18 protein-coding genes and 1 pseudogene are annotated in these 22,177 nt (G+C 62.8%); 18 read left to right on the top strand and 1 reads right to left on the bottom strand.

Annotated features, from left to right (window positions below):
• Positions 1-53 precede the first annotated feature (53 nt).
• The 17 genes and pseudogenes from V3W47_RS08655 to V3W47_RS08575 all read left to right on the top strand — a co-directional run bounded on the left by V3W47_RS08655 (position 54) and on the right by V3W47_RS08575 (position 19,647).
• Entirely contained in the window at positions 54-998 is a 945-nt protein-coding gene (locus V3W47_RS08655) for an SIR2 family protein (protein WP_331824799.1), read from the top strand.
• A complete protein-coding gene (locus V3W47_RS08650; RefSeq protein ID WP_331824798.1) occupies positions 988-3,771 on the top strand; it encodes a hypothetical protein in 2,784 nt (927 codons plus the stop codon). The genes V3W47_RS08655 and V3W47_RS08650 overlap by 11 nt, the downstream gene beginning before the upstream one ends.
• 325 nt (positions 3,772-4,096) lie before the next feature.
• Positions 4,097-5,059: an IS4 family transposase gene (locus tag V3W47_RS08645; RefSeq protein WP_442877213.1), complete on the top strand. Its 963-nt coding sequence runs from the start codon at positions 4,097-4,099 to the stop codon at positions 5,057-5,059.
• Positions 5,060-5,237: 178 nt separating this feature from the next.
• Positions 5,238-6,104, top strand: coding sequence for a hypothetical protein (locus V3W47_RS08640; RefSeq protein WP_331824796.1), 867 nt, complete (start codon positions 5,238-5,240; stop codon positions 6,102-6,104).
• Between the two features lie 107 nt (positions 6,105-6,211).
• Positions 6,212-8,275: pseudogene (locus tag V3W47_RS08635) on the top strand (DNA methyltransferase); the annotation flags it as partial.
• Positions 8,276-8,284: 9 nt separating this feature from the next.
• A complete protein-coding gene (locus tag V3W47_RS08630; RefSeq protein WP_331824858.1) occupies positions 8,285-9,670 on the top strand; it encodes a type IIL restriction-modification enzyme MmeI in 1,386 nt (461 codons plus the stop codon).
• Positions 9,642-10,784: a hypothetical protein gene (locus V3W47_RS08625; protein WP_331824795.1), complete on the top strand. Its 1,143-nt coding sequence runs from the start codon at positions 9,642-9,644 to the stop codon at positions 10,782-10,784. Before V3W47_RS08630 ends, V3W47_RS08625 begins: the two co-directional genes overlap by 29 nt.
• Positions 10,785-10,941: 157 nt before the next feature.
• Entirely contained in the window at positions 10,942-11,529 is a 588-nt protein-coding gene (locus V3W47_RS08620; protein ID WP_331824794.1) for a thermonuclease family protein, read from the top strand.
• The gene (locus V3W47_RS08615) at positions 11,526-12,308 is read left to right on the top strand and encodes a CAP domain-containing protein (protein WP_331824793.1); all 783 of its coding nucleotides are present in this window, start codon (positions 11,526-11,528) and stop codon (positions 12,306-12,308) included. Before V3W47_RS08620 ends, V3W47_RS08615 begins: the two co-directional genes overlap by 4 nt.
• A 163-nt stretch (positions 12,309-12,471) precedes the next feature.
• The gene (locus V3W47_RS08610) at positions 12,472-13,035 is read left to right on the top strand and encodes a hypothetical protein (protein WP_331824792.1); all 564 of its coding nucleotides are present in this window, start codon (positions 12,472-12,474) and stop codon (positions 13,033-13,035) included.
• Between the two features lie 404 nt (positions 13,036-13,439).
• Positions 13,440-14,492: a tyrosine-type recombinase/integrase gene (locus tag V3W47_RS08605; RefSeq protein WP_331824791.1), complete on the top strand. Its 1,053-nt coding sequence runs from the start codon at positions 13,440-13,442 to the stop codon at positions 14,490-14,492.
• Positions 14,493-14,738: 246 nt separating this feature from the next.
• Positions 14,739-15,068, top strand: coding sequence for a hypothetical protein (locus tag V3W47_RS08600; RefSeq protein ID WP_331824790.1), 330 nt, complete (start codon positions 14,739-14,741; stop codon positions 15,066-15,068).
• Between the two features lie 60 nt (positions 15,069-15,128).
• Positions 15,129-15,623 carry a hypothetical protein gene (locus V3W47_RS08595; RefSeq protein WP_331824789.1) on the top strand — a complete coding sequence of 165 codons (495 nt, stop codon included), beginning with the start codon at positions 15,129-15,131 and terminating at the stop codon, positions 15,621-15,623.
• A 785-nt stretch (positions 15,624-16,408) separates the two neighbouring features.
• Positions 16,409-17,290, top strand: coding sequence for a hypothetical protein (locus V3W47_RS08590; RefSeq protein WP_331824788.1), 882 nt, complete (start codon positions 16,409-16,411; stop codon positions 17,288-17,290).
• A 123-nt stretch (positions 17,291-17,413) separates the two neighbouring features.
• Positions 17,414-18,085: a single stranded DNA-binding domain-containing protein gene (locus V3W47_RS08585; RefSeq protein ID WP_331824787.1), complete on the top strand. Its 672-nt coding sequence runs from the start codon at positions 17,414-17,416 to the stop codon at positions 18,083-18,085.
• A gap of 180 nt (positions 18,086-18,265) precedes the next feature.
• Positions 18,266-19,354: a type III polyketide synthase gene (locus V3W47_RS08580; protein WP_331824786.1), complete on the top strand. Its 1,089-nt coding sequence runs from the start codon at positions 18,266-18,268 to the stop codon at positions 19,352-19,354.
• A 20-nt stretch (positions 19,355-19,374) separates the two neighbouring features.
• Positions 19,375-19,647, top strand: a complete 273-nt coding sequence (locus V3W47_RS08575; RefSeq protein ID WP_331824785.1) for a hypothetical protein — start codon at positions 19,375-19,377, stop codon at positions 19,645-19,647.
• 16 nt (positions 19,648-19,663) lie between these two features.
• Here the strand turns inward: V3W47_RS08575 and V3W47_RS08570 are convergent, their stop codons facing one another.
• Positions 19,664-21,565 carry a hypothetical protein gene (locus V3W47_RS08570; protein WP_331824784.1) on the bottom strand — a complete coding sequence of 634 codons (1,902 nt, stop codon included), beginning with the start codon at positions 21,563-21,565 and terminating at the stop codon, positions 19,664-19,666.
• 401 nt (positions 21,566-21,966) lie between these two features.
• On the opposite strand from V3W47_RS08570, the gene V3W47_RS08565 reads away from it, so the two are divergent.
• Positions 21,967-22,176: a hypothetical protein gene (locus V3W47_RS08565; protein ID WP_331824783.1), complete on the top strand. Its 210-nt coding sequence runs from the start codon at positions 21,967-21,969 to the stop codon at positions 22,174-22,176.
• The last annotated feature ends 1 nt before the right edge of the window (position 22,177 follow it).

Genomic DNA, 22,177 nt, shown 5'->3' with positions numbered 1-22,177 from the left:
GTCCCTACGAGCCCATACTCTTGGCCTGTAGACCACTGGAGTATGCTGGTGGGGTGTCCGTGACGCTCGATGGATTCGCCAAACTCTATTCCCAGCGGCAAGTTAACGTTCAGAAGTGTATTTATTCAGAATCACCCGGCCTATTTATAGGTGCCGGTCTAGACTATGGACTCTCCCCCTTGTGGTCCGACCTGATAAAGGAACTGCTTGTTGCCTGCCATGCCACACTACCTACAGGATCGTTGAACTGCCCACAGCAGGCAAGGGTAGCAAAAGAAGCTAACGAGACAGAGTATAAAAGAATTATTCTGGATAGGTTTAAGGATTGGGATAACTTAATTCAGAAGGCCGTGACTAAGTTGCACCTCCTCCCACTTTCCACTGTGGTAACGACCAACTACACAGGGGCTATTCGTGATGCCCTCTCACACCAATATTTCTCAGTAAAAGCTTTGCCAGACATCAACGAGCATGATCTGGCCGGAAACCCTAAAACTATTTTTCACATTCACGGCCTGCTAGAGGGCGCAACAGCAGCGAGTTTCTGCGTCATCCTCTCCGAGGATGAGTATGAGCAATATTACGGTCCTACTGGGACCGTAGAAAACTTTTTAATGGCGTACTTCAAAGGTCGAAACGTTGTGTTCATGGGTTTTAGCTTTGATGACCCATTTATTTACACAATACTTCTTAAGATAAAGGAGCTGGAAGATAAATACTCGAAGAGTTCGTCCGGAGCCTTTAACAAGCCTTCTAGATATGCACTGATGGGATTGGATTTCAGCGAAGTTAAGACTAAGGGTTCTAAGAAGACTATTCTAGATGTTTCATACGTTCAACAAATCGAGGAAAGATTAGAAAATATTGGAGTTGTTCCCGTATGGTATGATTCCAGTGACAAGCATCATCGCCTGTCCACTTTGATAGACGAATGGTTTAGGGAGGCCAATAAAAATAATCCTACTATTGAAGAGGAGAGGATTACGTATGACGGCTGAACTCTATCCATTTCTGGCACAATTGGATGCTTTTTTGGGAACTCCTCAACCGTCTAAAGAAGATCTGAGAACTTTAAAGGCGGCGCTTGAAAATCCCCACTTAGATCAATATTTCTTTTCTCGTTTAACACATGAAGACTGGCTCGCTCCGCTAGATGAGCACGGTTTCTTCCACGATCTTGCCGCTTATTCAAGTCGCCTCATCTATCTGGGTAAGATTGCAGCGCAGCACCCCTGGCCCGTCGCTTTGTTACTGCGACAAGCCTCGATCTCGGAACACAACAAACACCAGGCCCTCGAGGTGGCGCGCAACCTTCCTCATGACGTGCTGTGGAGCCTAGTGCCCACGCTTCAAGCTTGGATTGCCCAAGAACATGATTCCCTGGCGGCGTTCTCCTGGCTGCATCTAACGCAAGATCTTTTGATTCAAGGAGCCCCCACACCGTTAAAAGCAACCTTCACAGCTTCGTTCCTGGAGCCCTGGCTGGAAAGCGTAGCGCACGAGGAGTCAGCCTTCGGTCAAATTGAAACCCACCTCGATTTCTATCACTACGCACACTTTTTAGAGGAACATCGTACCCTTCTGCATCAGGAACGCTGGTACGGCGACGTGCTTTGTGTGTCCCTTGCCAAATTCGCCACACTCCGCCAGCTTCTCGACGGTAGTGAAGCCGATCACTACCGGGTGTACCGTCCTCATCTGGATCACCGAGAACGTTTCGACCTCGGACGGCCAGACAACGCCCTGATCGATGCCCTGGTCGCCCTGATGGTCGATCCTGCTTTCCGTCCCTGGTGGCAGCAACTTTGGACCGCCCTGAGCTGGCAGCCTTACAGCATCTTCAAACGGCTGCGCCTGTACTGGCTGGGACAAGTGGACGACGTACCGCGAACCTGGGTTCAGCAAGCCCTTCTAGACCGCCAGGCCTTCGACGAACCCACCTATGAGATGGAGTACACGGCGGCATGTGAGCGGCAACTCAAGCGCTTACCCGGTCGGCAACAGACTCAGGTGTTAACGCAACTGTTGGCTTGGCTGGAACAAGGCACGGTCACCTACGGGTGGAGGCGTCTGGACCCCGCTCTCCACGAGGAGAACACGGAGGCGTTGGCACGTCGGCAGTGGAGACAACTCCATAAATTAGGACCAAACCTCCCGCCGCCCGTGCTGGAGCGCCGTGCACAGCTCGACAAACAATTTGGCGAAGTGCCGGAACCCAGCATCAGCACGATCCAGGTCGTGGAGGGCTCCCATTCCACGCTGGCTCCAGATGCATTTCAGGGCCTGAGCGCTCCCGAACTCCAGCGCCTCCTCCGGCGCCCTGCACCGCCCACCGGTCAGGCTTTTGATCGAGAGGAAGATCGGCTCGAAGGCGTCGCCCACCGGCTGGCTCAAGATGTGGGCCTCCGCCCCCGGTTTTACTACGAGCACCTGCCGCTCTGGGCAGAGTTACCTGCACCCTACCTGGGCAGCATCTTGTCCGGCTTGCTGAACCGGAAGGAGGAACTGGCAGGTGTCGAGTGGACCCCCTGTTTGGAGACACTCACGGTCATCGAGGGGCGTAAAGACCGGGGGGAAAGATCCCGTCTGCGCGGCCAGCTCTGCACCCTGATCGAGATCATCCTGCTCAAAGACGGGGCCACACGCCAGCAGGGGCGAACGCAGGTGCTGCCCATCGTCGAGGCGTTGATCCTACTGCTGTCCGACCATGATCCCCTCTCTGACGTGGAAGACCCGGGCGTGGAGCGTTACGGAGACGCTTACTCCCGCTCGATCAACGTTACCCGCGGGCAGGCCATTCACGCGTTGGTTGCGGTCATGGCCTGGGTCATCGACGAGCAGGAGATAGAGCCAGACCTCCGGCAAGCAGCTCTGGAGCGACTCAGGACGGCGCTGCTTGAGCACTACCGGATGGAACAGTCCAGTGCCGTCTTCGCTGCGCCTGCGCCTTTCCTCGCCTACTTGCACGACCGTGAACGGGAGTGGTTCACCGCCTTTTGGAGGCCGTTGATCCTGGACGCGCCGCCTCATCTGGGAGGCGCGGCCTGGAGTACCTATCTGGAGCACAGCCAGTACTCCAGCGCGCTTTTTAGAGAGATGCGGCCCGCCTATGTCCGCTATGCGCGGCAAATGGCGACCGACAGCCCCGGCTGGCCGACAGGCAAAGACACGCAGAGGGCTTTCGGGTCGCACCTGATGATCTTTTTCGTCCGGGGGGTGTTGCAATTCGGTGAGCAGGACGCGCTGCTTGAAACTTTCCTGGAACGCGCACCCGCCGAAACCGTCGGGGAGGCGTTGAGTTCGCTCGGTCGCACGTTGGAGCGAGAAGAGCAGGTTGACGAGGGACCGCTGAGCTTGGCCCGGCAGCTCTGGCAGTTCGTTCGAGACACCCTGTTGCAAAGGCGCCCCGCAGATCGGCAGATACTGCTTCGTCCATTCGGCTGGTGGTACGCGAGCGGCAAGTTCGATGAGACGTGGGCCCTCCACGAGCTTCAGACCATCGCCGCAGAAGCACTGGTGGAGGGTCAACCACAAGTGATCGAGTGTCTGACGCAGATTGCTCCGACGTACCCAGTTGAAGTTTTGACGATCCTGCGTTATTTCGTTGGGCAGAAAAACATGTACTTGCATGAAGTTCTAAATTTTCGTCCTATACTAGATATGCTTCTAAAGCAACGATCTAGTGAGTTGGATCAAGCGGTAAACTCACTAGTAGAAGCGATTATGGGCCTAGGAGTAATTAACGAATTTCGACCCTATTATCGAACTTGAAGGACGGTTCGCAGAGAAGTGGTCCAATTTCTACAGGTAAGGTGTCATCTGAAAAGGTTTGCCCCATGAAAAGCTAAGAATTCCCCTTGGTCGTCAGGCAAGGATCCTCTGTACCGGACATCTTCAGGCTAGAGCTGTGCTGGACGGAAAATTCCTAAACGTGTGACAGGTTGCGAACCGGCACGACAATCGGCGGTGTTTTGGGTGTGTGACGACTCCAAAACCCGCCGATCTTCAGCGTACCGAACTGACCCGCCACTTCAAAGCCTGCGTGCCTTTCCTTCGCCACGACACGCTGCAGCGTGTCGTCGATCTCATCTTCGCCATGGTCACGGCCCGAAGCGTGAATCAGAGTGACCTGTGCACCCACCTGCCCGGAGCGAGCTCGATTGAGGCGAAGAAACGCCGGGTGGAGCGGGGCTGCCGGGATCCTCAGCTTACAGAGCCGGTCTTCCTCGCTTTCCTGTTGGCCCTGCTGCCCCCAGGGAAATTGTTGCTCAGTATGGATCGCACCACCTGGGAACGCGGGGATGCACCGCTGAATCTCCTGGTGCTGGGCGTCGTGTTGCACGGATACACGGTGCCGCTCGTCTGGACCGCCCTGGATCACGACGGCAACAGCGGCACCTTGAAGTGTATTCAGCTGGTGTCGCGTCTCCTGAAGGCCCTTCCAGCGTCCCGCTGGAAGGGTCTGGTCGCCGACCGAGAATTCATCGGCGGTGAATGGTTCCGCTTTCTGAGGCGAAAGAAAATCAAACGGGCCATCCGCATCCGAAAAAACGCCGTCATCGACGAGTTGCGCGTGGACGAGTGGTTCGGTGATCTGAACGTTGGGGAAGTGCGGTGCCTGGCTGAACGGGCCAACGTCTACGGTGAGGTGATGCAAGTCGTCGCCACCAGGTCCCCTGCAGGGGACCTGGTGGCCATCGCAACGGATTTCAGCGTATGGGACACCTGTGTTCTGTACCGGGCGCGCTGGTCCGTGGAGTGCACCTTCGCGAGCCTCAAGGTCCGCGGCTTTGACCTGGAGCGCACGGGCATCACTCGCCCTGAACGGTTAGAACGTCTCTTCGGGCTGGTCATCCTGGCGTGGGTGAGCTGCCTGCGGGTGGGCGTGTGGCTCCAGGCACAGGTACCAGTCAAGGTGAAGGCTCATGGTCGCCCGGCCATGAGCCTTGTGCGGTACGGCGTGGAACGTCTTTGCAATGCGCTGCGCTGGATGCTGCCCGAGTTGCCCTGCCTGATCAAGCTGCTGAGGACTCCATTTCCCATGCCAGACGGGGTTTAAAGGAAAGATGTCCGGTACAGAGCACCGACTTCCTTAAAAGGCACCGTGCTCCGCACTCAGTACCATTTATCTCACCGACTTGGTACGCCTTATTCAGAGCCAACCGAACAGTTACCAGCATTATCGCTCAAGAGCTTGTCGGCACCACCTTTTCTACTCTAGCTATAAAGGACCACTCGTGAATCAAGAGGATTTTCGTTTGCTCAACGAGTTGCGCGAGATGTTGGTTGAGTCAAATGTGGATCGCTACGCAGGTCTGGGCGACCGTGCCCGTATGTTGCAACTCGTGCAGGACGTATACGAGGACCGAACGGACTTGCCAGAACTGCGTGGCGTACTCGACCTCTTCATCCTTGGCATCTTGCTCGCCTACCGCGGAGTGAAGGCCAGGGACCCGCAGCTGGCCGCCACCCTCTTCCACTCTTGGATGCAGGACGTGCCAGGTGCGCCGAACTCCCGATTGTTGGAACGCTGGCGCACCCTGGTCGAAGCCAGCCATGCCCTCAAAAGCACGACTACCTCCCAGAACGTCGTCAGTACCTGGGTCGCAGCAAAGGCCGTCACACTCGCCTCTGCTGAGTTCCTCAGCGGCCTGTTGGGCTTCTTGATCATCTGCTGGCAGGTTGCCAACGGCCACCCATGGAAGCCGAGCACACTGGGGAAAACCCTGAACGAGAAATTGGACCTGTTCGAGCAACTTACCGGCGGGGAGGATGGTGCCTTCTTCGTGTACTTCCGGTTGATTGACCGGCCGGTTCGCAACGCCATCGCCCACAGCGACCTGACGTTGGACCGCGCACGGGCGGAGGTAATTCTCGGAGAGCGCATTAACGGCACCCGCACTGAACGGCGTGTTTCCCTCGTTCATTTCATGGGACTGGCGATGGTCGGCTCTCACCTTCCCCACGCTTACCTGGCAGCCCTCAGCACCATCGCCCTGGTCGAGGACGGGAACAGCGTCGAGTCGCTGGCCTTGCCAGTCCACCTGAAACGCACCCTCCTGACCCCGGCCAGGCCGGGAAACACCATCAAGCCTGCACCTTGAACTCCTGTGGCAAGGTCGGCATTTCCATCCGGGAGTGTGACAAAGTCCCTTGCTGAGGAATGTTTGCCTGACAAGCGCTCCCCCATGTGCCAGACTTCGATCCGAGCATGAACGTGGACACCTTCATCCAGCGCTGGGCCGGGTCCGGTGGGGCCGAGCGCGCCAACTACGGTCAGTTCCTCAGTGAACTGTGCCGCGTCCTGGATGTGCCGGAACCCGAACCGACCCGGCCCGACGACCGGGACAACGCCTACGTACTGGAGCGCAACGTGTGCGAAGCCCACGACGAGGGCCCGCGCACCGTTCGGCGCATTGACCTCTACCGCCGGGGCTGCTTCGTCCTGGAGGCGAAACAGGGCGTGGAAAAGGAGGTTGCCGAGGAAGAAGTCCTGCTCGCCTCCAGCGGGAAGAAGACGAGGAAGAAGGGACACGGCACCCGAGGTACCGCCGGCTGGGACACCTTCATGCGCCGCGCCCGTGAGCAGGCTGAGCGCTACGTGCGTCTGCTGCCCGCCGCCGAGGGTCGGCCCCCCTTCATCCTGGTGGTGGACGTCGGGCACGCCCTCGAGGTCTACGCCGAGTTCACCCGCACGGGCGGCGCCTACCTGCCCTTCCCGGAGGCCCGGACCCACCGCATCCTGCTCGACGACCTGCGCCGGGAGGAGGTGCGCGAGCGGCTCCGCGCCATTTGGCTTGATCCTCTCAGCCTCGACCCCAGCCGTCACGCGGCGAGGGTCACTCGGCAGGTCGCCGAAACTCTGGCGATTCTCAGTCGCAGCCTGGAGCAGCAAGTCGACATACAGGGCAAGCCGCTAACCTCCGAGCGGGTGAGCGCCTTCCTCACCCGCATGATCTTCACCATGTTCGCCGAGGATGTCGGCCTGATCCCCGACTACAAGTTCCGCCGGACCCTCGAAACCCTGCGCGGGAGGCCGGAAGCCTTCGTGCCCACCGTCGAGGAACTGTGGAGCAAGATGGCGACGGGCGGGTACAGCGTGGCCTTGCAGGAGCGGGTCCTGCACTTCAACGGCGGGCTCTTCGAGGGCATGGAGGTCCTGCCCGTCACCGAGGGGCAATTGGAGTTGCTCACTCAGGCGGCCGAGCACGACTGGAGCCAGGTCGAACCCAGCATCTTCGGCACCCTGGTCGAGCGCGCGCTTAATCCGAAAGAGCGGCACAAGCTGGGCGCGCACTACACGCCGCGCGCCTACGTGGAGCGTCTGGTCAACCAGACCGTCATCGCCCCCCTGCGCGAGACCTGGCGGACCACCCAGGTCGAGGTGCAGAACACCCTCGACAAGGGCGGGGGCAGTGACATCGCCCGCAGGAAGGCCCGTACCCTGGTCGAGCGCTTCCTGGGGCAGCTTCAGGAGACGAGGGTGCTCGACCCCGCCTGCGGCACGGGCAACTTCCTCTACGTCAGCATGGAGCTGATGAAGCGCCTCGAAGCCGAGGTGGTGTAGACCCTGGTCGCCCTGGGTGGACCTGCCCCCCTCATCGGCGTGAACCCGGAACAGTTCCTGGGCCTGGAACTCAACCCCAGGGCCGCGAGCGTGGCCGAACTCGTGTTATGGATCGGGTACCTCCAGCTCTACGCCCGCGAGCACGGGAAGGCCAGCCCGCCGGAGCCGATCCTGCAAGCCTTCCACAACATTCGGCAGGGAGACGCGGTTCTCTCCTACGATGGCAAGCGTCCCAGGGTCACCAGCACGGGCGAACCCGTCACCCGCTGGGACGGCATGACGTACAGGCTCCACCCGGTGACCGGCCAGGCGGTTCCCGATGAGACGGCCACCCGGCAGGACGAGGAGTACCTCAACCCGCGCCCGGCACCCTGGCCGCAGGCGGACTTCATCGTGGGGAATCCCCCGTTTCTCGGCTCCAAGCGGATGCGCGAGGTCCTGGGGGACGGCTACGTGGACGCCTTGCAGGCCGCCTGGCCGCAGGTGCCGCAGGCCACCGACTTCGTGCTGCGCTGGTGGGACCGGGCGGCGCAGCTCGTGCGGGCGGGAGAGGTGAAGCGCTTCGGGCTGATCACCACCAATTCCATCTCACAGACCTACAACCGCCGAGCGATTGAAGGTCACCTCCAGAATCAAGATGCCCCCCTGTCGCTGGTGTTCGCCATTCCCGACCACCCCTGGGTGGACGCCACTGACGGTGCTGCGGTCCGAGTCGCCATGACCGTCGGTGAGGCGGGGAAGACGAGCGGCGAGCTGGTGACCGTGACCCGCGAGCTGGAGGAGGCGGGGGAAGGGGACACGCTGGTGGGGGAGACCCGCAGCGTGACCGGCGTGATCTACCCGAACCTTCAGGTAGGGGTGAACCTCACCAACGCGCAACCCCTGAAGGCCAACGGGAGGCTCTGCGCCGTGGGCATGAAAACCATCGGGGCGGGCTTCCTGATTACCGAGGAGCAGGCCGAGGCCTTCGGCGCGAAGACGAACCTGGAGGTGACGCGGCACGTCCGGCCCTACCTGAACGGGCGGGATCTGATGAGCCGTACGCGAGGGAAGCACGTGATCGACTTCTACGGCCTTTCGGAAGAACAGGTGCGGACGGGATTTCCCGAGCTGTACCAGTATCTACGCAACCACGTGTACGACCTGCGCCAGCAGAACAACAACTCCCTCTTCCGCGAGTTCTGGTGGGTGCTGGGCCACTCCCGCCCCGTCTTCCGGGCGTTCACGGCGGGGCTGAGCCGGTACGTGGTGACGTTGGAGACCGCGAAGCACCAGGTGTTCCAGTTCATCGACGCCAGCGTGATCCCAGACAGCACCCTGGTGACGTTCGGCTTCGACGACGCGTACATGCTCGGCGTGCTGAGCAGCCGGTCTCACGTGCTGTGGTCGCTGGCGCAGGGGGGCACCCTGGAGGACCGGCCCCGCTACAACAAGACGACCTGTTTCGAGACGTTCCCCTTCCCGGACGCGAGCGAGGTGCAGAAAGCCCGCATTCGGGAACTTGCGCAGAACATGGATGACCACCGGAAGGCACGCCAGGTGCTGTACCCGGCGCTCACCATTACTGGGCTGTACAACGTCCTCGCCAAACTGAGAAGCGGGGAACCGCTCGATGCCGGAGAGCAGCGAACCCACGATCAGGGCCTCGTGACCGTCCTGAAGGAGCTGCACGACGAGCTGGACACGGCAGTGGCAGCGGCTTACGGCTGGCCTGCGGACCTGGGCCAACAGAACATCCTGGCCAACCTCGCCGCGCTCAATGCCGCCCGAACCCTGGAAGAACGGGCGGGCACTGTCCGTTACCTGCGCCCGGACTACCAGGACCCCAAGCGGAGTGCCCAGGGTGGATTGGGGATCACGGTGGCCGCCACTGCCGCAAAAGCGGCGCCGCAGATCCGCTTCCCGGCCAGTTTGCCCGCTCAGGTCCAGGCGGTGCGGCAGCACCTCCAGCAGGCGGGGCAGCCCCTCACGGCCGGAGAGGTTATCGGCGCGTTCAGCGGCGCGAAGGCGAATCAGGTCGAGGAAATCATCGCCACGTTGGTGATGCTGGGTCAGGTGAGGCTGACGGCGGCGGATGGAACGGGGGTGCGCTACGCCGCGTGACGGCCGACCGCACCAGGTACCCATCCAGGCGATCTTCCAACTGCCCCACGGCAGCGTCGTCACCTACCGGCTCGATACGTCGAGCTGGGCGCCGGAATGGATTCTGGTCGACCACGAACTTGACCTGCTGCCCTACCGTGCTCTGATCACGACCCTGGCACACGCTGAACACAGTGTCTCGTCCCTCCTGGCCGCGGCCGGGGCCGCCGGGGGGCAGGTGGTCTACCGGCCCTCATCCCCGAGGCCGCGTCCCGACCGCACCTGTCTGCCACCGCCACTGACACCCCCGGCCCGTCCACCCTTCGGCAGCCTGAGCGCCTACCTCCGCCACACCCCGGAGGCCCGGCAGGCTATCCGGGTGGCCTTGGCTCAGCCCCTGCCGCACCCCCCCGACGCGCCCCTGGTGTGCCCGCCGCTCGGCGCCGACCCCGGCCTGGTCGGCACCGCCTTCGACTATGCCCTGCGCTTCGTGGTACAGGGCCTGCACCCCGAGGTGCTGCCCACACGGGGCCCGCTTGTGGCCCGGTACGCGGCCTTCCAGATGAACCGGGATCAGGTGCTGGCCGCCGTGGACGAGGCGGAACACACCCTTGGGGAAGTCGTGGACGGCCTGCCCTTCGGGGAGCGGCACGCCCGGGCCGCAGTGGTGCTGGCCTCCTACGAGGTGGTCGCCCGCACGGGCCTCTTCCAGGGCCTAGCAGGTTTCGTCCCGGCGGAGGCGTGGCGGGACGTGCTGGCCCTGGTGCGGGCGGTACCGCTGGAGGCGTTCCGGGCGGAGCAGCAACTGATCCTGAATCCCCACTTCCCGGCGGCAGGACGTTTCGGGGGAGCGGACGCGGACCTACTCGTGGACGACATATTGATCGAGGTAAAGGCCACCCGGCACCTGCGGCTGCGCGGGGAGTACCTACAACAGCTCAGCGCGTACTTGGTCCTCGACCGCCTGGCAGGGATTCGGGGCAGTGACCTTCCTGTGCGGCGGCTCGGCGTGTACTACGCCCGGCACGGCGTGTTGCACGTCCTGCCCGTGCGCGACGCCTTCCGACCGGGATTGCTGCCCCAGCTCGTCACCTGGTTCGACGAGAGCCTGCCCCGAGCCCGACCCGGCAAGTAGGCGTCCCACGTCCCGAGAGAATGGCTGGTCCAGGTACCCTGTCGCCCGAGCGACGAGAACAACTTCGCCGCCGGGACCCGTACCCCTCGTGTAGGGTCACATGATGCGGCACCGGTTCCTACTCCTGCTTCTGACGACCACTGCCTGGGCCGGGCCCGTGGCCTCCATCTCCGGCGTGCCGACCGTCACCGACGGCGACACCCTTCAGATCAGAGACACGAAGATCCGTCTTTTCGGGGTAGATGCCCCGGAATCCAGCCAGCACTGCGTGCGAGGCGGCATCCGGTACGCCTGCGGACGAGAAGCGGCCTTCGCCCTCGCCGATTTCCTCCGGGGGCGCAACGTGACCTGCCAGCGGCAGGACACCGACCGCTACGGCCGCATGGTCGGAGTTTGTGCCGTCGGTGGAGTGGAGGTGAACCGCTGGCTGGTCGAGCAGGGCTGGGCGTTGCCGTACCTCCAGTACGGCGGCGGGGTCTACCGCGACGCGGAGATCAAGGCGAAGGCTGCCCGCAGGGGGCTGCACGCGGGCACCTACCAGAACCCGTGGGAGTACCGGCGCAATCCGGGCAACCCACCGAGCGCCGGTACCCCACGGGTAGCCGGGTCTCCAGTCCCCTCCAGCAGCGTGTCTTACCGCACCTGCGCCGCCGCCCGCGCCGCTGGAGTCACGCCCTTGCATCGCGGGCAGCCCGGCTACGGCCCGCACCTGGACCAGGATGGCGACGGGGTGGCGTGCGAATGAAGCGGGTCCTGATTCCCCTCCTCATCCTGACGGGAGACGCGGGCGCACAGTCCATCCGCCCTGCCCTGGAGCAGACCTTCGCCTCGTGCGGCCTGACCCTCACCCGCAGCGCCCACCTCGACCGCGTCGCTCAGGCCTACACCCGGCACGGCGCCGTGAAGCCATCGGCGGCCGAGGCGGGGTACGCCTACCAGCAGATGCAGGGCCTGCGGGTGAACGGTCAGCCAGGGGCCTTCCTCCAGGCCGTGCGGGAACGCTGCGGCACGTACCAGGGGCTGATCGCCTACGGCCTCGCCCCCCACGGGCGTGGGTACGCCCTAGTGGTGGCCGACCCGAAGATTCCTCCCGGCCTGCGAGGAGCCGCCGCTGAGGGCCGCCAGCTCCTCGCCGCCACCAACGCCGCCCGGGCGAGAGGCGCGAACTGCGGCGGAGTCCGCTCCCCACCAGCTCCACCGCTGATATGGGACGACCGGCTGTTCGCGGCCGCGCAACTCTACGCCCAGCGCCTGGCGACCCTGAACTTCACCGGCCACGTCGACCCCTACACGGGCAGCGCCCCGGAGAATCGGGCGGCGCAGGCAGGTTTTCGAGGCGGGGTAGGGGAGAACCTCCAGCACGGAGGCAACACGGCGGAGCTGGCCGTCGCGAGGTTGCTGACCAGCCCAGGGCACTGCCGGAACATGCTCGACCCCGCGTGGCAGGTGATGGGCGGGGCGTATTGGGCGAGCGAGCAGAGCAACCACGGCATTCACTGGGTGCAACTGTTCGGGCGGCCGTGACCCGGGAGCACGGCCAGGCCTGAGCGAGCGCCGAGCTGCTGCGCGAAGCACTCACGCCTGGTCGGCAGCACGGTGAACTGGAAAGCTCTCCGCTCGCCGTGCGGTGGTGGATGGGAGCCGTGTCCGCGCACCCACCCCATTCATCTCTTACCATAGGCGGCACATGAAAAGCCGAATGGGGATGGTCGCGCTGCTGGTCGGCGCCACTGTGGGGAACGCCCAGTCCTGGCAGGGTGGACATGGGCAATATCAACTTGGGGCCTGCTATTCGGTCAGCACCGGAGTTCGGTGTGATCTGACGTACACCCTTCAGGAAGATCAGAACCAGCTTCAGTTCAATACGGATCTGTTCGAGACCACGACGACGGACGGCAAGACGCTCAAGGCCAGCAAAGTTGCCGCCGCCGGTGGCACCTTGGACAGCAGAACAGGCTTCATCTCCATGTACCGCAATGTGCCGGTCAAGGTGTCGGTCCTGTTCGCCATTCCCACAACCACGACCTCCCTGCGGGTTTTGACGATAGAGAACATCCCCTGGGAAAACATTCCTGTCCGGAACCCCTCGGTTCCTGGACCTTCGACCACCCCTGTTCCAGCCGGAGCCGCCGTGAACCTCGGGACGACGCAGGCTGTCGTGGGGGGGAAGGCCTATACCGTGAGCCTCACCCACTGCAAGTTGAATGCCGGGAAATACGTCTGCACAGCCACCGTCACACCAGGACCTTGATTTCTCCCCGCAAGCTGACCACGCAGCGTGAGATCAGCCCAACGACACGCCGGTGGCTGAAGGGGGGGACGGGGGGTCCGCCACTCCGGTGCAGCTTGCCGGGTCTCAGGATCACGCGGGGCGAGGATGAGCTCACCCCCCCGGTAGATGAATCCTGGTTCTTGGCCGCCCTTCCTCTCCTGACAGCAGGGCGGACAAGAGGAAGGGCGGGCAGCAATGCCGGGTCATGCTCTCCTCTACTTGTGCTTAGGGACATAAACGCAAGTATCATGCGGCGTGCTCAGCCCGCGACCTGTGCCGGAATTTCACTGGGACCTCCTGCTTCAACTCCAGGAACGTCGGTTGGCGACGGCGCCCCTCATCCTGGTCCAGGACCCCGACCGGCCGCGCCTCCTGGCTCCCCTGTGACTCTCGTCCTCGCCTCGAAGTGGGCCAACCCCGAGAACCGTCGGCGCGAGGCGCTGAGAGCGGCCCAGGCCCAGGACGCCGAGGCCTTGCTCGATCTGCTGGGACACCACCTGCGGGTGAAGTCGCGGCGGGCCGGTGGAGTCAGCCCCCAGACCCTCAGAAACTACGGGGTGGCCGTGCGCGACTTCCTGGCGTTCACCGGCCCGCCACAGTCTCCGCGCCTGAGTGTGCAGAACCTGACCCCGGACGACCTCGAAGCCTACGTCATCCATACCCGTGAGCGACTGCGACTGGACGGGAAGAGGACTGGATTGACCCTGGGCAGTGTGGCCACCTACCTGTACGGCGTGCGGGCCCTCTACCGGGCACTGGTCTGGGCGGGCGCCGTGCGCGAGAACCCGGCGCTGGCGGTGCCCGCGCCGCGTGACCCCACCCCGGCCCACATGAAGAAGCGCGCCCTGTCGCCGTCCCAGTACCGGGCCCTCCTTGCCGCTCCGGAAGGGAAGCAGGACCCGGCCACGGCCGCCCGCGACCGCGCGATCCTGGTTCTGGGGGCCACCCTGGGCCTGCGCGCGCAGGAGATCGTGACCTTGCAGGTGGGCGACGTGCAACTTGGGCAGCGCGAGGTGCAGGTCACCCACGGCAAGGGGGGCAAGGCCCGGCGCATCCCCCTGCCTCCGGGAGCAGGACAGGTGTTGGAGGCCTGGCTCCAGATGCGCCGGGCCTTGGTCCTCGCGGGTGACCTTCCCGGCGACCAGCCCGCCCTGATCGTGTCCTTTCATCGCGGGCACCTGGGAAGGCAGCTCACGACGGCGGGCTTGCGGAGCATCGTCAACGGCTATTTCCAGCACCTGGGCCTGCCGCCGGACCTGTGGGGGGCACACACGTTGCGGCGAACGGCGGGGACACGGCTGTACCGGGCCACCCGCGATCTGCACGTGGTCTCGGACGTACTGGGACACGCCTCAGTGACGACCAGCGCGATCTACGCCAAGCTCGACGCGGACGTGCGGCTCGAAGCGCTGGAAGCGGCCGAACGGGCGGATTGAGCCAGGTCTCAGGCGAGAAGCTGATCGAACCTGGTCACACATTCCTCCTGGCAGCAGGAATTGACCTGTACAGGTCAATCGGCCTCCACGAGGCCCAGGCTTCCACGCGAGCGCACATCCTTCGGTTCTCCCGGACGTTCACCACTGCCACACTTTACGCAGGACGGGAGGGCAATAATGAGAAGGCCAACCTCCTGCACCCACCCCTAGGCTGGTCCGGCAAGTTCTGACTCCCAGGAGGGACCTATGCTGATCACCGGATTCCGGCGTCCTGCTCTCGCGAAGGCGCAGACGCGCCTGATTCTGCCCGTCGCCGCACTGGCGCTGCTGGCCCTGCTCGCGGTGACCCAGCCTGCCCTGGTGCCGCTTGCCATGCTGCTGCTGTTCGCGGCCTTTGTCCCGGTCGCCACGGAGGTTCAGGGGGTCGTGGCGGTTCTCGCGCTCGGCCTGCTGGCCCTGCTCGGGGGCGCAGCCGTATCTCTGGTCACCGGCAGCCTGTGCGTCGTCTCGAACGTCAGCGTGCTGGCGTTCCTGGGCGCGTCCAGCCTGGTGCTCTGGCGCACGTACCGGCGGTAAACACCCTTTCCGCGCCGCCAGTCCGGCAGGCTGCAACCACTCCCCCCCTACAGTCGGTTCATGCTGCATGGATCACTGATCGGCCAGGTCACGTCGGCGCCGCAAGTGCTGACGTCGCCTGGCGGCCTCGTTTTTTCCCTCGATGTGGGCGACTCTGTTCTCGACGTGTTGGTAACGCACGAGCTGGCGAATAAGGCCAGGCGGCAGGTCGTGCCGGAGTGCCATGTGTTCGTACAGGTCGGCCACGTACATGGCGGGCTGCTGGTGGCCTCCGCCTTCGACCTGGTGATGCCCGGCACCCCCTCACTCAACATGTTCAACGTCTCTGGTCGGGTGTCCGGCTGGCCGGAGGAGCGCCAGGGCGAATTGCGGGTCCGGCTCAGTGTCGAGGCGGCGGACCTGCCCTCCACGCTGGCCCTGACGGCGCCGCAACACCTGCCTTGGCTCGGCTCTCTTCAGCTCGAACACGGCGTACAGGTGATCGGCAAGCTGAGGCACGTTGACGGCACCCTCGTGATCGCCGCGACGCGCGTCGAGCGGTTGCTGAGCACCTGAACCGCAGAGGGCCCCGGGCTCACCACCGAGAACAGGCTCGACGGAGCAAACCAGACTTTCGTATACTGAGGGAACACTGAACCGAGGGCAATCCACCTTCACCCCGGTGTTCTCTGAACCAGCCTGGCTGGTCTGCTGACTCGGCAGAGTCATTCGGCACCTTCAACCCAAGCGTCTCACACGCCCTCGGCGGCGTGAGACGCCGAGGCAGAAAGGTGTTGTTTTGCGTTTGGTCGATCTGGTCGTGGACACTGACGTGTCCAGGAGCCAGGGTTCGGGTCCAGGCGAAGCATCTCCACGTGGTCAGCGGTGACGGGTTCGACCGCCACCCGCGTCTCGGTCTACGGACTGGAGTTCGAGGTCGTTGTCGTGTGACCCGTACCCCGGCCCTTCTGCCCACGGATGATGCAGAGCACCGAGTTTCCCACCGGGAAGCTCGAAGAGGAGCCTAGGCCGGTCCCAAGACGTTGCCCGCGCCCGATGCTTTTCAGCTCTACCTGTCTGATTCCCGTGCCTGCGAGTTCCTGTACGCGCACCATCACTTCCGATGTGAGCGGTGCGGTCAACCGGGGCGGAGGGGTTCGAACCTTTGCGAGGAGTGTCTGGAGGGGCTGGCTGAAGCCCAGACAGAGTACCAACTCGCCGAGTTCGACGAACACCGTTTCGACTGATTGTTCCTCCGGCGACCCCTAAACGCAGCCTCTCCGCACGTTGTCGTGCCCTCACCGTTTGCGCGGTTGAGGCCACCTCGACCGCGCGGAAAGGACCCACCCATGTCCAGTACCATGACGCTGCTCCGCCCGCTGCTCGTCCTCAAGGCCTTTCAGGATTTCCTGCTGGCTGAGGGGAGTTCTCTCCGACCTCTGGCCCTGCTCGTTTGGAAGCTTGGGGTCAAAGAGCACCATCCCGACCGCGTGTTTACCCACGCCGTCACGGACATCGCTCTGGAGAACCCGGCGGTGAGTCAGTGGATGGAGGGCCTGATCAAGCGTCAGATGAACGCGCCGAACACGCGGGGCGCACTCCGTGGAGCTGTTCCCTTCGCGCAGGGCAACGCTTACCTCGAAAAGGTAAGAAACGCCGTGTTCCAGACTGTCCGCATTCTTGCGGCAGAACGGAGCGAAGCGCTGGGACCAGTCGGCACACCCGCCCTGACAGTTTCGTTCAAGACGCGGGAGGTTCGCCTGACCGCAGCAGATCGCCTCTCTCCGAGAGTGCGCGAGCTGCACGTCGAAGACTTCCGGGTCGATCCTCGTTCGGAACGTGCGCTGGATTGGTTGGACTCTCTGGGTTCAGTTCAGCTCACGGACCACCACGCGGGGGGTGATTTGGTGACCGGACACGACGAAGAATCGCTCGTGCCCATGAACCTCTTCACCAGCGCACTTCGTGAGGCCAAGGAATTTGGTTTCGCGGACGCGTATGATCCCACCGATCCCGGTGACATCATGGAGCTGGCAGAGAACCTGGAACGTTCCTACAACCGCGCACTTGCCTTCCAGCTTCGGGCGGCATTGCAGGTTCACGGCACGACCCTCCAGGCTCGCGCGTACTTCCTCCCCGACAGTGACCAACGCGTCGCTGAGGAGATGGCCTGGCATCACCCCAAGCTGCCTGGCGAGTATGTCGGAACCACGCACCTGCCGTGGCGTTTCGCGAATCACTGACGGCGTCAGTGAGTGAAAGCAGCGTTGTTGCTTTCACGGCCCTTTGAGCCCGAACCGATTGGTTCAGCTTGAAGGGTTTTCTTTTTGCCGTCAGGGGAACCACCCGCACCGTACCGTGCAGCCATGCCCTCCCCCCATGCTGAATTCGGAAGTGTTGTGGACCTGATCGGGTGTGTGGCACGGTCGCCCGAACCTCGCGGGGACTGCCTCGCGTTCGTCGTGGCGGGTGAAGAACTGGTCTGTTTCTCCGACGGGAACGTCCGCGAGATGGCCTTTTACCAGCGCTGCTTGATTGAACGGAATTCCCCCTACGTCGGGAACCTTCTCAAAGGAGCGGCGGTGACCGCGACCGGCCGTCTGTGGCAGACGAAGAACTCGATCACCCACAAATCCAGGGTGGAGGTGAAGGTGTCATGCGTGCTCCGGATCGAGCGGCCAGCGGCCGACCTTGTCCAGGATAGTGGCGGGGGCTACCGGTTACGCAGCGGCTACCAGCAGGTCCTGGTGTCCGGCCGGGCCGGAGGAGCAGCGCAGCGTGGCCTGATCGAGAACAACACCGAGCTGATGAGCGTGAGTCTCGCCGTTCCCGATCAGGTGCGGGAGGCGGTCCACTGGGTGGACGTGTGCTCGTACGGTCCGCTGGCCGCCCACGACATCGGCCGGGGTCAGCGCGTGATCGTCAGGGGGCGCCTGTGGAACCGTGTGAAGACGCTGCCCGCAGGGGGGCGCCACACCTTTACCGTGGTGGAGGCGAGCTGGATGTATGCCAGCCAAGTACACCGGCCGGGTGCCTAGGTTTGCTCGAACATCTTGCTTGGAGGATCGTCTCTGCCAAGTTCTGCAATGGGAACAGATCCACCGTGCTGGCCCTCCATAGCTGGTGTCGGCGAAAATCGTCCAATCCTTTCTTCTAACTGTTTTTCCTCTTTCAACAGGAGCTAGGGAGCCTCCGTCCGGGGGCCGGGGTGAGTTGCATTGCTTTCAGTCACCCCCTTAAGGAGAGTCCATACTGCCGCTATGCACGCGCACATCCTCGGCGTCGGTACGGCTGTTCCAGGCCACGCCATCTCGCAAAGCAGCGTCCGCGACCGTGCCCGCACCCACTTCACCGGACTCTCTGACGCCTCCAGGGAACGGCTGCTTAGGATTTACGACAATACCGGCATCGAAAAGCGGCATTGGGCAAACGACGTGGAGTGGTACACGACCAGCCGCCCCTTTGACGAGCGGAATGCCCAGTGGCACGAGTTGGCCCTAGACCTGGCGGAGGAGGCCTCGCGTAAGGCTCTCGCGGCGGCGGGCGTCGAGCCGGGGCAGGTTCAGGCGGTCGTCGTCGTGACCAGCAGCGGGATCGCCACGCCCAGCCCCGAGGCACACCTGATTCAGCGCCTCGGCCTGCCGCTGTCGGCTACCCGCCTGCCGGTGTGGGGCCTCGGCTGTGCGGGCGGTGCAGCGGGCCTGGCGCGCGGTGCCGAGATGGCAACCCTGCGGCCGAAGGGGTGTGTGCTGGTCGTCGCGGTCGAGTTGTGCAGCCTCACGTTCAACGCGCTAGATCACAGCACGAGCAACGTGGTGGCGTCGAGTCTATTTGCCGACGGTGCGGCGGCCGTGGTGCTGGGGCATGAGGAAGGCCCGGAGATCGTGGGCGGGTTCTCGCGGTTGCTGCCCGAGTCCTATGACGTGATGGGCTGGGACGTGGTGCCGGAGGGCCTGCGGGTGCGTTTCGCCAGCAGTATCCCCACCCTCCTCCGGGGCGAACTGGGGAGCCTGATTCGGGACGGCCTGGCCGAGCACGGCATGACTCAGGAAGACGTGGGCATGTGGGTCCTCCACCCGGGAGGGGCGAAGGTTCTCACCGCCTACGAGGAGGCGCTACAGGCCGATGGACCGAGCATCGAGGCGTCGGCCCACATCCTGCGCCACTACGGCAACATGTCGAGCCCCACGGTACTGTTCGTGCTCCAACACCTGCTCCAGCAGGGGAAGGTGCAGCCGGGCACCAACTCGGTCCTGCTTGCCCTGGGGCCGGGATTTGCCGCCGAGGGCGTTATCATCCGCTGGTAAACAAAGGAGTACCCTTGCCTATGCACCTCATCCTGGCCTATCAATCCACAGATGGCGACCTGTCCGCGCTGGAGGCCGCCTATGCCAAGGCGGTCGAGGCGAACTTGCAGCCGTTTCCCATCCAAGAGCACGACGGCCGCCGCCAGTTCTCGGTGTACTCCGAGGCAGCCTTTCCGAAGGCCTTCAAACAGTGGCTGACGGATTATGCCCTCATGGACTGGGTGCATCTGGTCGTGGAGGAGGGTGTAAGCCCGCGAATTTATGACGACAGCGTGGCGATCACACGGGTGTAAGGCTGCCAGGCCACTGCTATATAATCTTGTCCAGGGCGCCGCTCGCCTCCGCGAGCGGCGCCAGTTGCTTGTCAAGGCGCCTCGCCAGCTCAGCGACTTCCGGGTTCTCGGGCACGAGACTAATCATCTGCCGTACCCAGCGGCCCACGGTGGCGAACGCCTCCGCGTCCTGCGCTGCGTTCGCAGCCGACAGCAGGGCCTGGTACACCGCCCCCTCAAGCTTGTCGTTGACCTCGCGGGCGAAGGCGGAATCACTTCGGGCGGCGAAAGGTCCCTGATACAGCTCGAACATGCCCTCCAGATCACCCCGTGCCAGCGCCTCATAAGCGGCATCCACGTCCAGTTTCAGGTTGAGATTGTCGGAAAGGCGGTAGCGGGCCGGGGTGTTTTTACGCTCCTGCGAGGCCAAAAGCTGATCCTTGCCGAACTGCTGGCGCAGCAGCATGATGACCTGCCGCACGTAGACCTTCGCCGTCTCCGGGGACTCCAACCACTTCTCCGACAGGGCCGACTCGGCGATCTGTTCAATGGTTTCGTTTGGCCGCAAGGTGAGATAGGCCAGGATGAGGAGCACTTCCCTCTCGTCCAGGCGCCATTTCATGGCCTGTCCCTTCCCCTTGATTTCCATGCGGCCAAGGGTGCGGAGGTACAGGGCCTGGTCCTGAGGCGGTGCAGGCGCCTTGCCCCGGATCACCCGAAGCAGTTCGGCCGTCTCCGGCTGAGACTGTCCGTACAGCAGGACGCTTTTCATAGTGTCCAGATCGTCGTAAACGATGAAGTTCCCTCCCCACCGGATCAGGGCAGAGAGCCCTTCGGCCAAGTGCGGGACAGCGAGTGCAGGGGCACCCGCCTTGTAGAAGGCGTCGGCCAGGTACAGATGGCAACGGATGACCTCTAGGCGCTGCCCACCCTCCCGGGCAGCCTCCAGCGTTTGTTCCAGCTTGTTGATCGCGGCGATATAGCCGCCCTTACGCAGCCAAATCACCGCCTCGATGATTCGCACGCTGGTCGGGCGCAGGCTCGGGTCGGGCAGCATCTTGTCAATCAGCTTGTGAGCTATGCCGTGCTGCCCCATTTTGCTGATCGAGTCGAGGAGCAGGGGACCGACCCATACCAAGCCTTCAACATGCCGCTGTGACTTGTCGCTCAAGATCATTTGCAGCTTGACGAGGTTCGTCGCAAAGGTCAGGCGATTTCCTGTTAAGCGGCTCATGACGGTCTCGCACAGCTTGAGCGTGAGTCCAAAGTAGGAGCTCGCCCGGTTGCTCACGTGGGCGACGTACCGGCGCATCTCATGCAGCGTGCGTCCCGCCTCAGCAACACGGTCAGTGTAAGCGTACACCATGAAAAGCTTGAGGCTGGTGTCTACCCAAAGAGCCTGCTCTTTGCTGGGATCGGACAGATCAAAACTGTGCTTAATATAATATTCTGCTTTTTGATAGTCACCGGAGAGAAGCAGGGTCGCGCCGAGCATGTTCGCGGCGATTTGCATTCCCCGCTTATTCCCCACAGCCTGAAACTCACGGTAGGCCCGCGTGAGCAAACCAACACCGTAAGTGGCATTGCCCATAAAGCACTCTAAGATTGCAGTCCACCTCAGGACCATGCCATGTAAAAAACCGTGGCAATCGGAGCGCAACAGGTGCAGCGTCTCAAGAGCTTCTGTAAACTCAAAAAGGGCGAATCGGCAACCACACAGTTCAATCGCGCACTCTGTATTCCCATGGTCAGCTGCATACCCTAACGATTGCTTGGCTTCTCGAAAGAGGCCCAGGCGAAACTGACTAATGCCCATAAGCCCTACCTCTTCCACGGTAAGTGGCCCCTTTAATTCCCTTGCCTTAATTTGCTGAATGACTTTGCCATAATCAAAATCCAGAAGCTCTAGTTGATGTTCTAGACTCTGTTCAAAGCGCATACGCTCACCTCTTCGAGGGGCAACGACAGAGAGACGAAAGCAGAGCGGGATGTCGCTGAGCCTAGCAGGAGACGCGTGCGCCGTATTCGGGGATAATGCACAATTTTTCGCTTGGTGGACGCGGTCAGAGATGGGTATCGCGGTAGACTCTGGCAATGCGGCTGCCCCTATAGGTTTGGCTAGACAGAAGCCCTACCCTGCGATAGGCTCAAGCTCAAAAACGCGTCCTGGCGCATGGTAACAGCGGTAACAGCACACTCCCTAAACTCTAGGACATGGCTCTATCCACGCTCACGTCAGCGTTGCGGCCGCTGTTTCGCCCCTGGGGCGGCTGGCGTGCGCTGCTGGCTCGTTGGAGACCTGCCTCTCGCGCCGCTCGCCTCACACTGCTCTTGACGATCTTGACGCTTGTCGCTCTGGACTTCACCCGGTACGTCCTGGCAACGCTGCTCGCCCTGGCTGCTGCCGGACTGGCCGCCCTGATCGGCGTTGGGTATGTGGGAATGATGCTCTTCGCCCTGCTGTTCTCCGGTCTGGTCGGTGGCGCGTTCGCCGTGCGGGATGTACCCGCTGGACATGCCTGGGGCGACTGCGGGTGGCCGAGAACCTAGC

This window comes from Deinococcus sp. YIM 134068, assembly GCF_036543075.1.
GTDB lineage: Bacteria > Deinococcota > Deinococci > Deinococcales > Deinococcaceae > Deinococcus > Deinococcus lichenicola.
The sequence above is the reverse complement of the archived record's forward strand: the minus strand, read 5'-3'. Positions and strand labels throughout refer to the sequence as shown.

Excerpts from the sequence above, each read along its gene's own strand:
- V3W47_RS08585 (WP_331824787.1), top strand. The coding sequence starts at position 17,414 with ATGCCCTCCCCCCATGCTGAATTCGGAAGTGTTGTGGACCTGATCGGG.
- V3W47_RS08575 (WP_331824785.1), top strand. The coding sequence starts at position 19,375 with ATGCACCTCATCCTGGCCTATCAATCCACAGATGGCGACCTGTCCGCG.
- V3W47_RS08590 (WP_331824788.1), top strand. The coding sequence starts at position 16,409 with ATGACGCTGCTCCGCCCGCTGCTCGTCCTCAAGGCCTTTCAGGATTTC.
- V3W47_RS08615 (WP_331824793.1), top strand. The coding sequence starts at position 11,526 with ATGAAGCGGGTCCTGATTCCCCTCCTCATCCTGACGGGAGACGCGGGC.
- V3W47_RS08595 (WP_331824789.1), top strand. The coding sequence starts at position 15,129 with ATGCTGCATGGATCACTGATCGGCCAGGTCACGTCGGCGCCGCAAGTG.
- V3W47_RS08625 (WP_331824795.1), top strand. The coding sequence starts at position 9,642 with ATGGAACGGGGGTGCGCTACGCCGCGTGACGGCCGACCGCACCAGGTA.
- V3W47_RS08645 (WP_442877213.1), top strand. The coding sequence starts at position 4,097 with ATGGTCACGGCCCGAAGCGTGAATCAGAGTGACCTGTGCACCCACCTG.
- V3W47_RS08650 (WP_331824798.1), top strand. The coding sequence starts at position 988 with ATGACGGCTGAACTCTATCCATTTCTGGCACAATTGGATGCTTTTTTG.
- V3W47_RS08610 (WP_331824792.1), top strand. The coding sequence starts at position 12,472 with ATGAAAAGCCGAATGGGGATGGTCGCGCTGCTGGTCGGCGCCACTGTG.
- V3W47_RS08630 (WP_331824858.1), top strand. The coding sequence starts at position 8,285 with ATGACCGTCGGTGAGGCGGGGAAGACGAGCGGCGAGCTGGTGACCGTG.
- V3W47_RS08600 (WP_331824790.1), top strand. The coding sequence starts at position 14,739 with ATGCTGATCACCGGATTCCGGCGTCCTGCTCTCGCGAAGGCGCAGACG.
- V3W47_RS08570 (WP_331824784.1), bottom strand. The coding sequence starts at position 21,565 with ATGCGCTTTGAACAGAGTCTAGAACATCAACTAGAGCTTCTGGATTTT.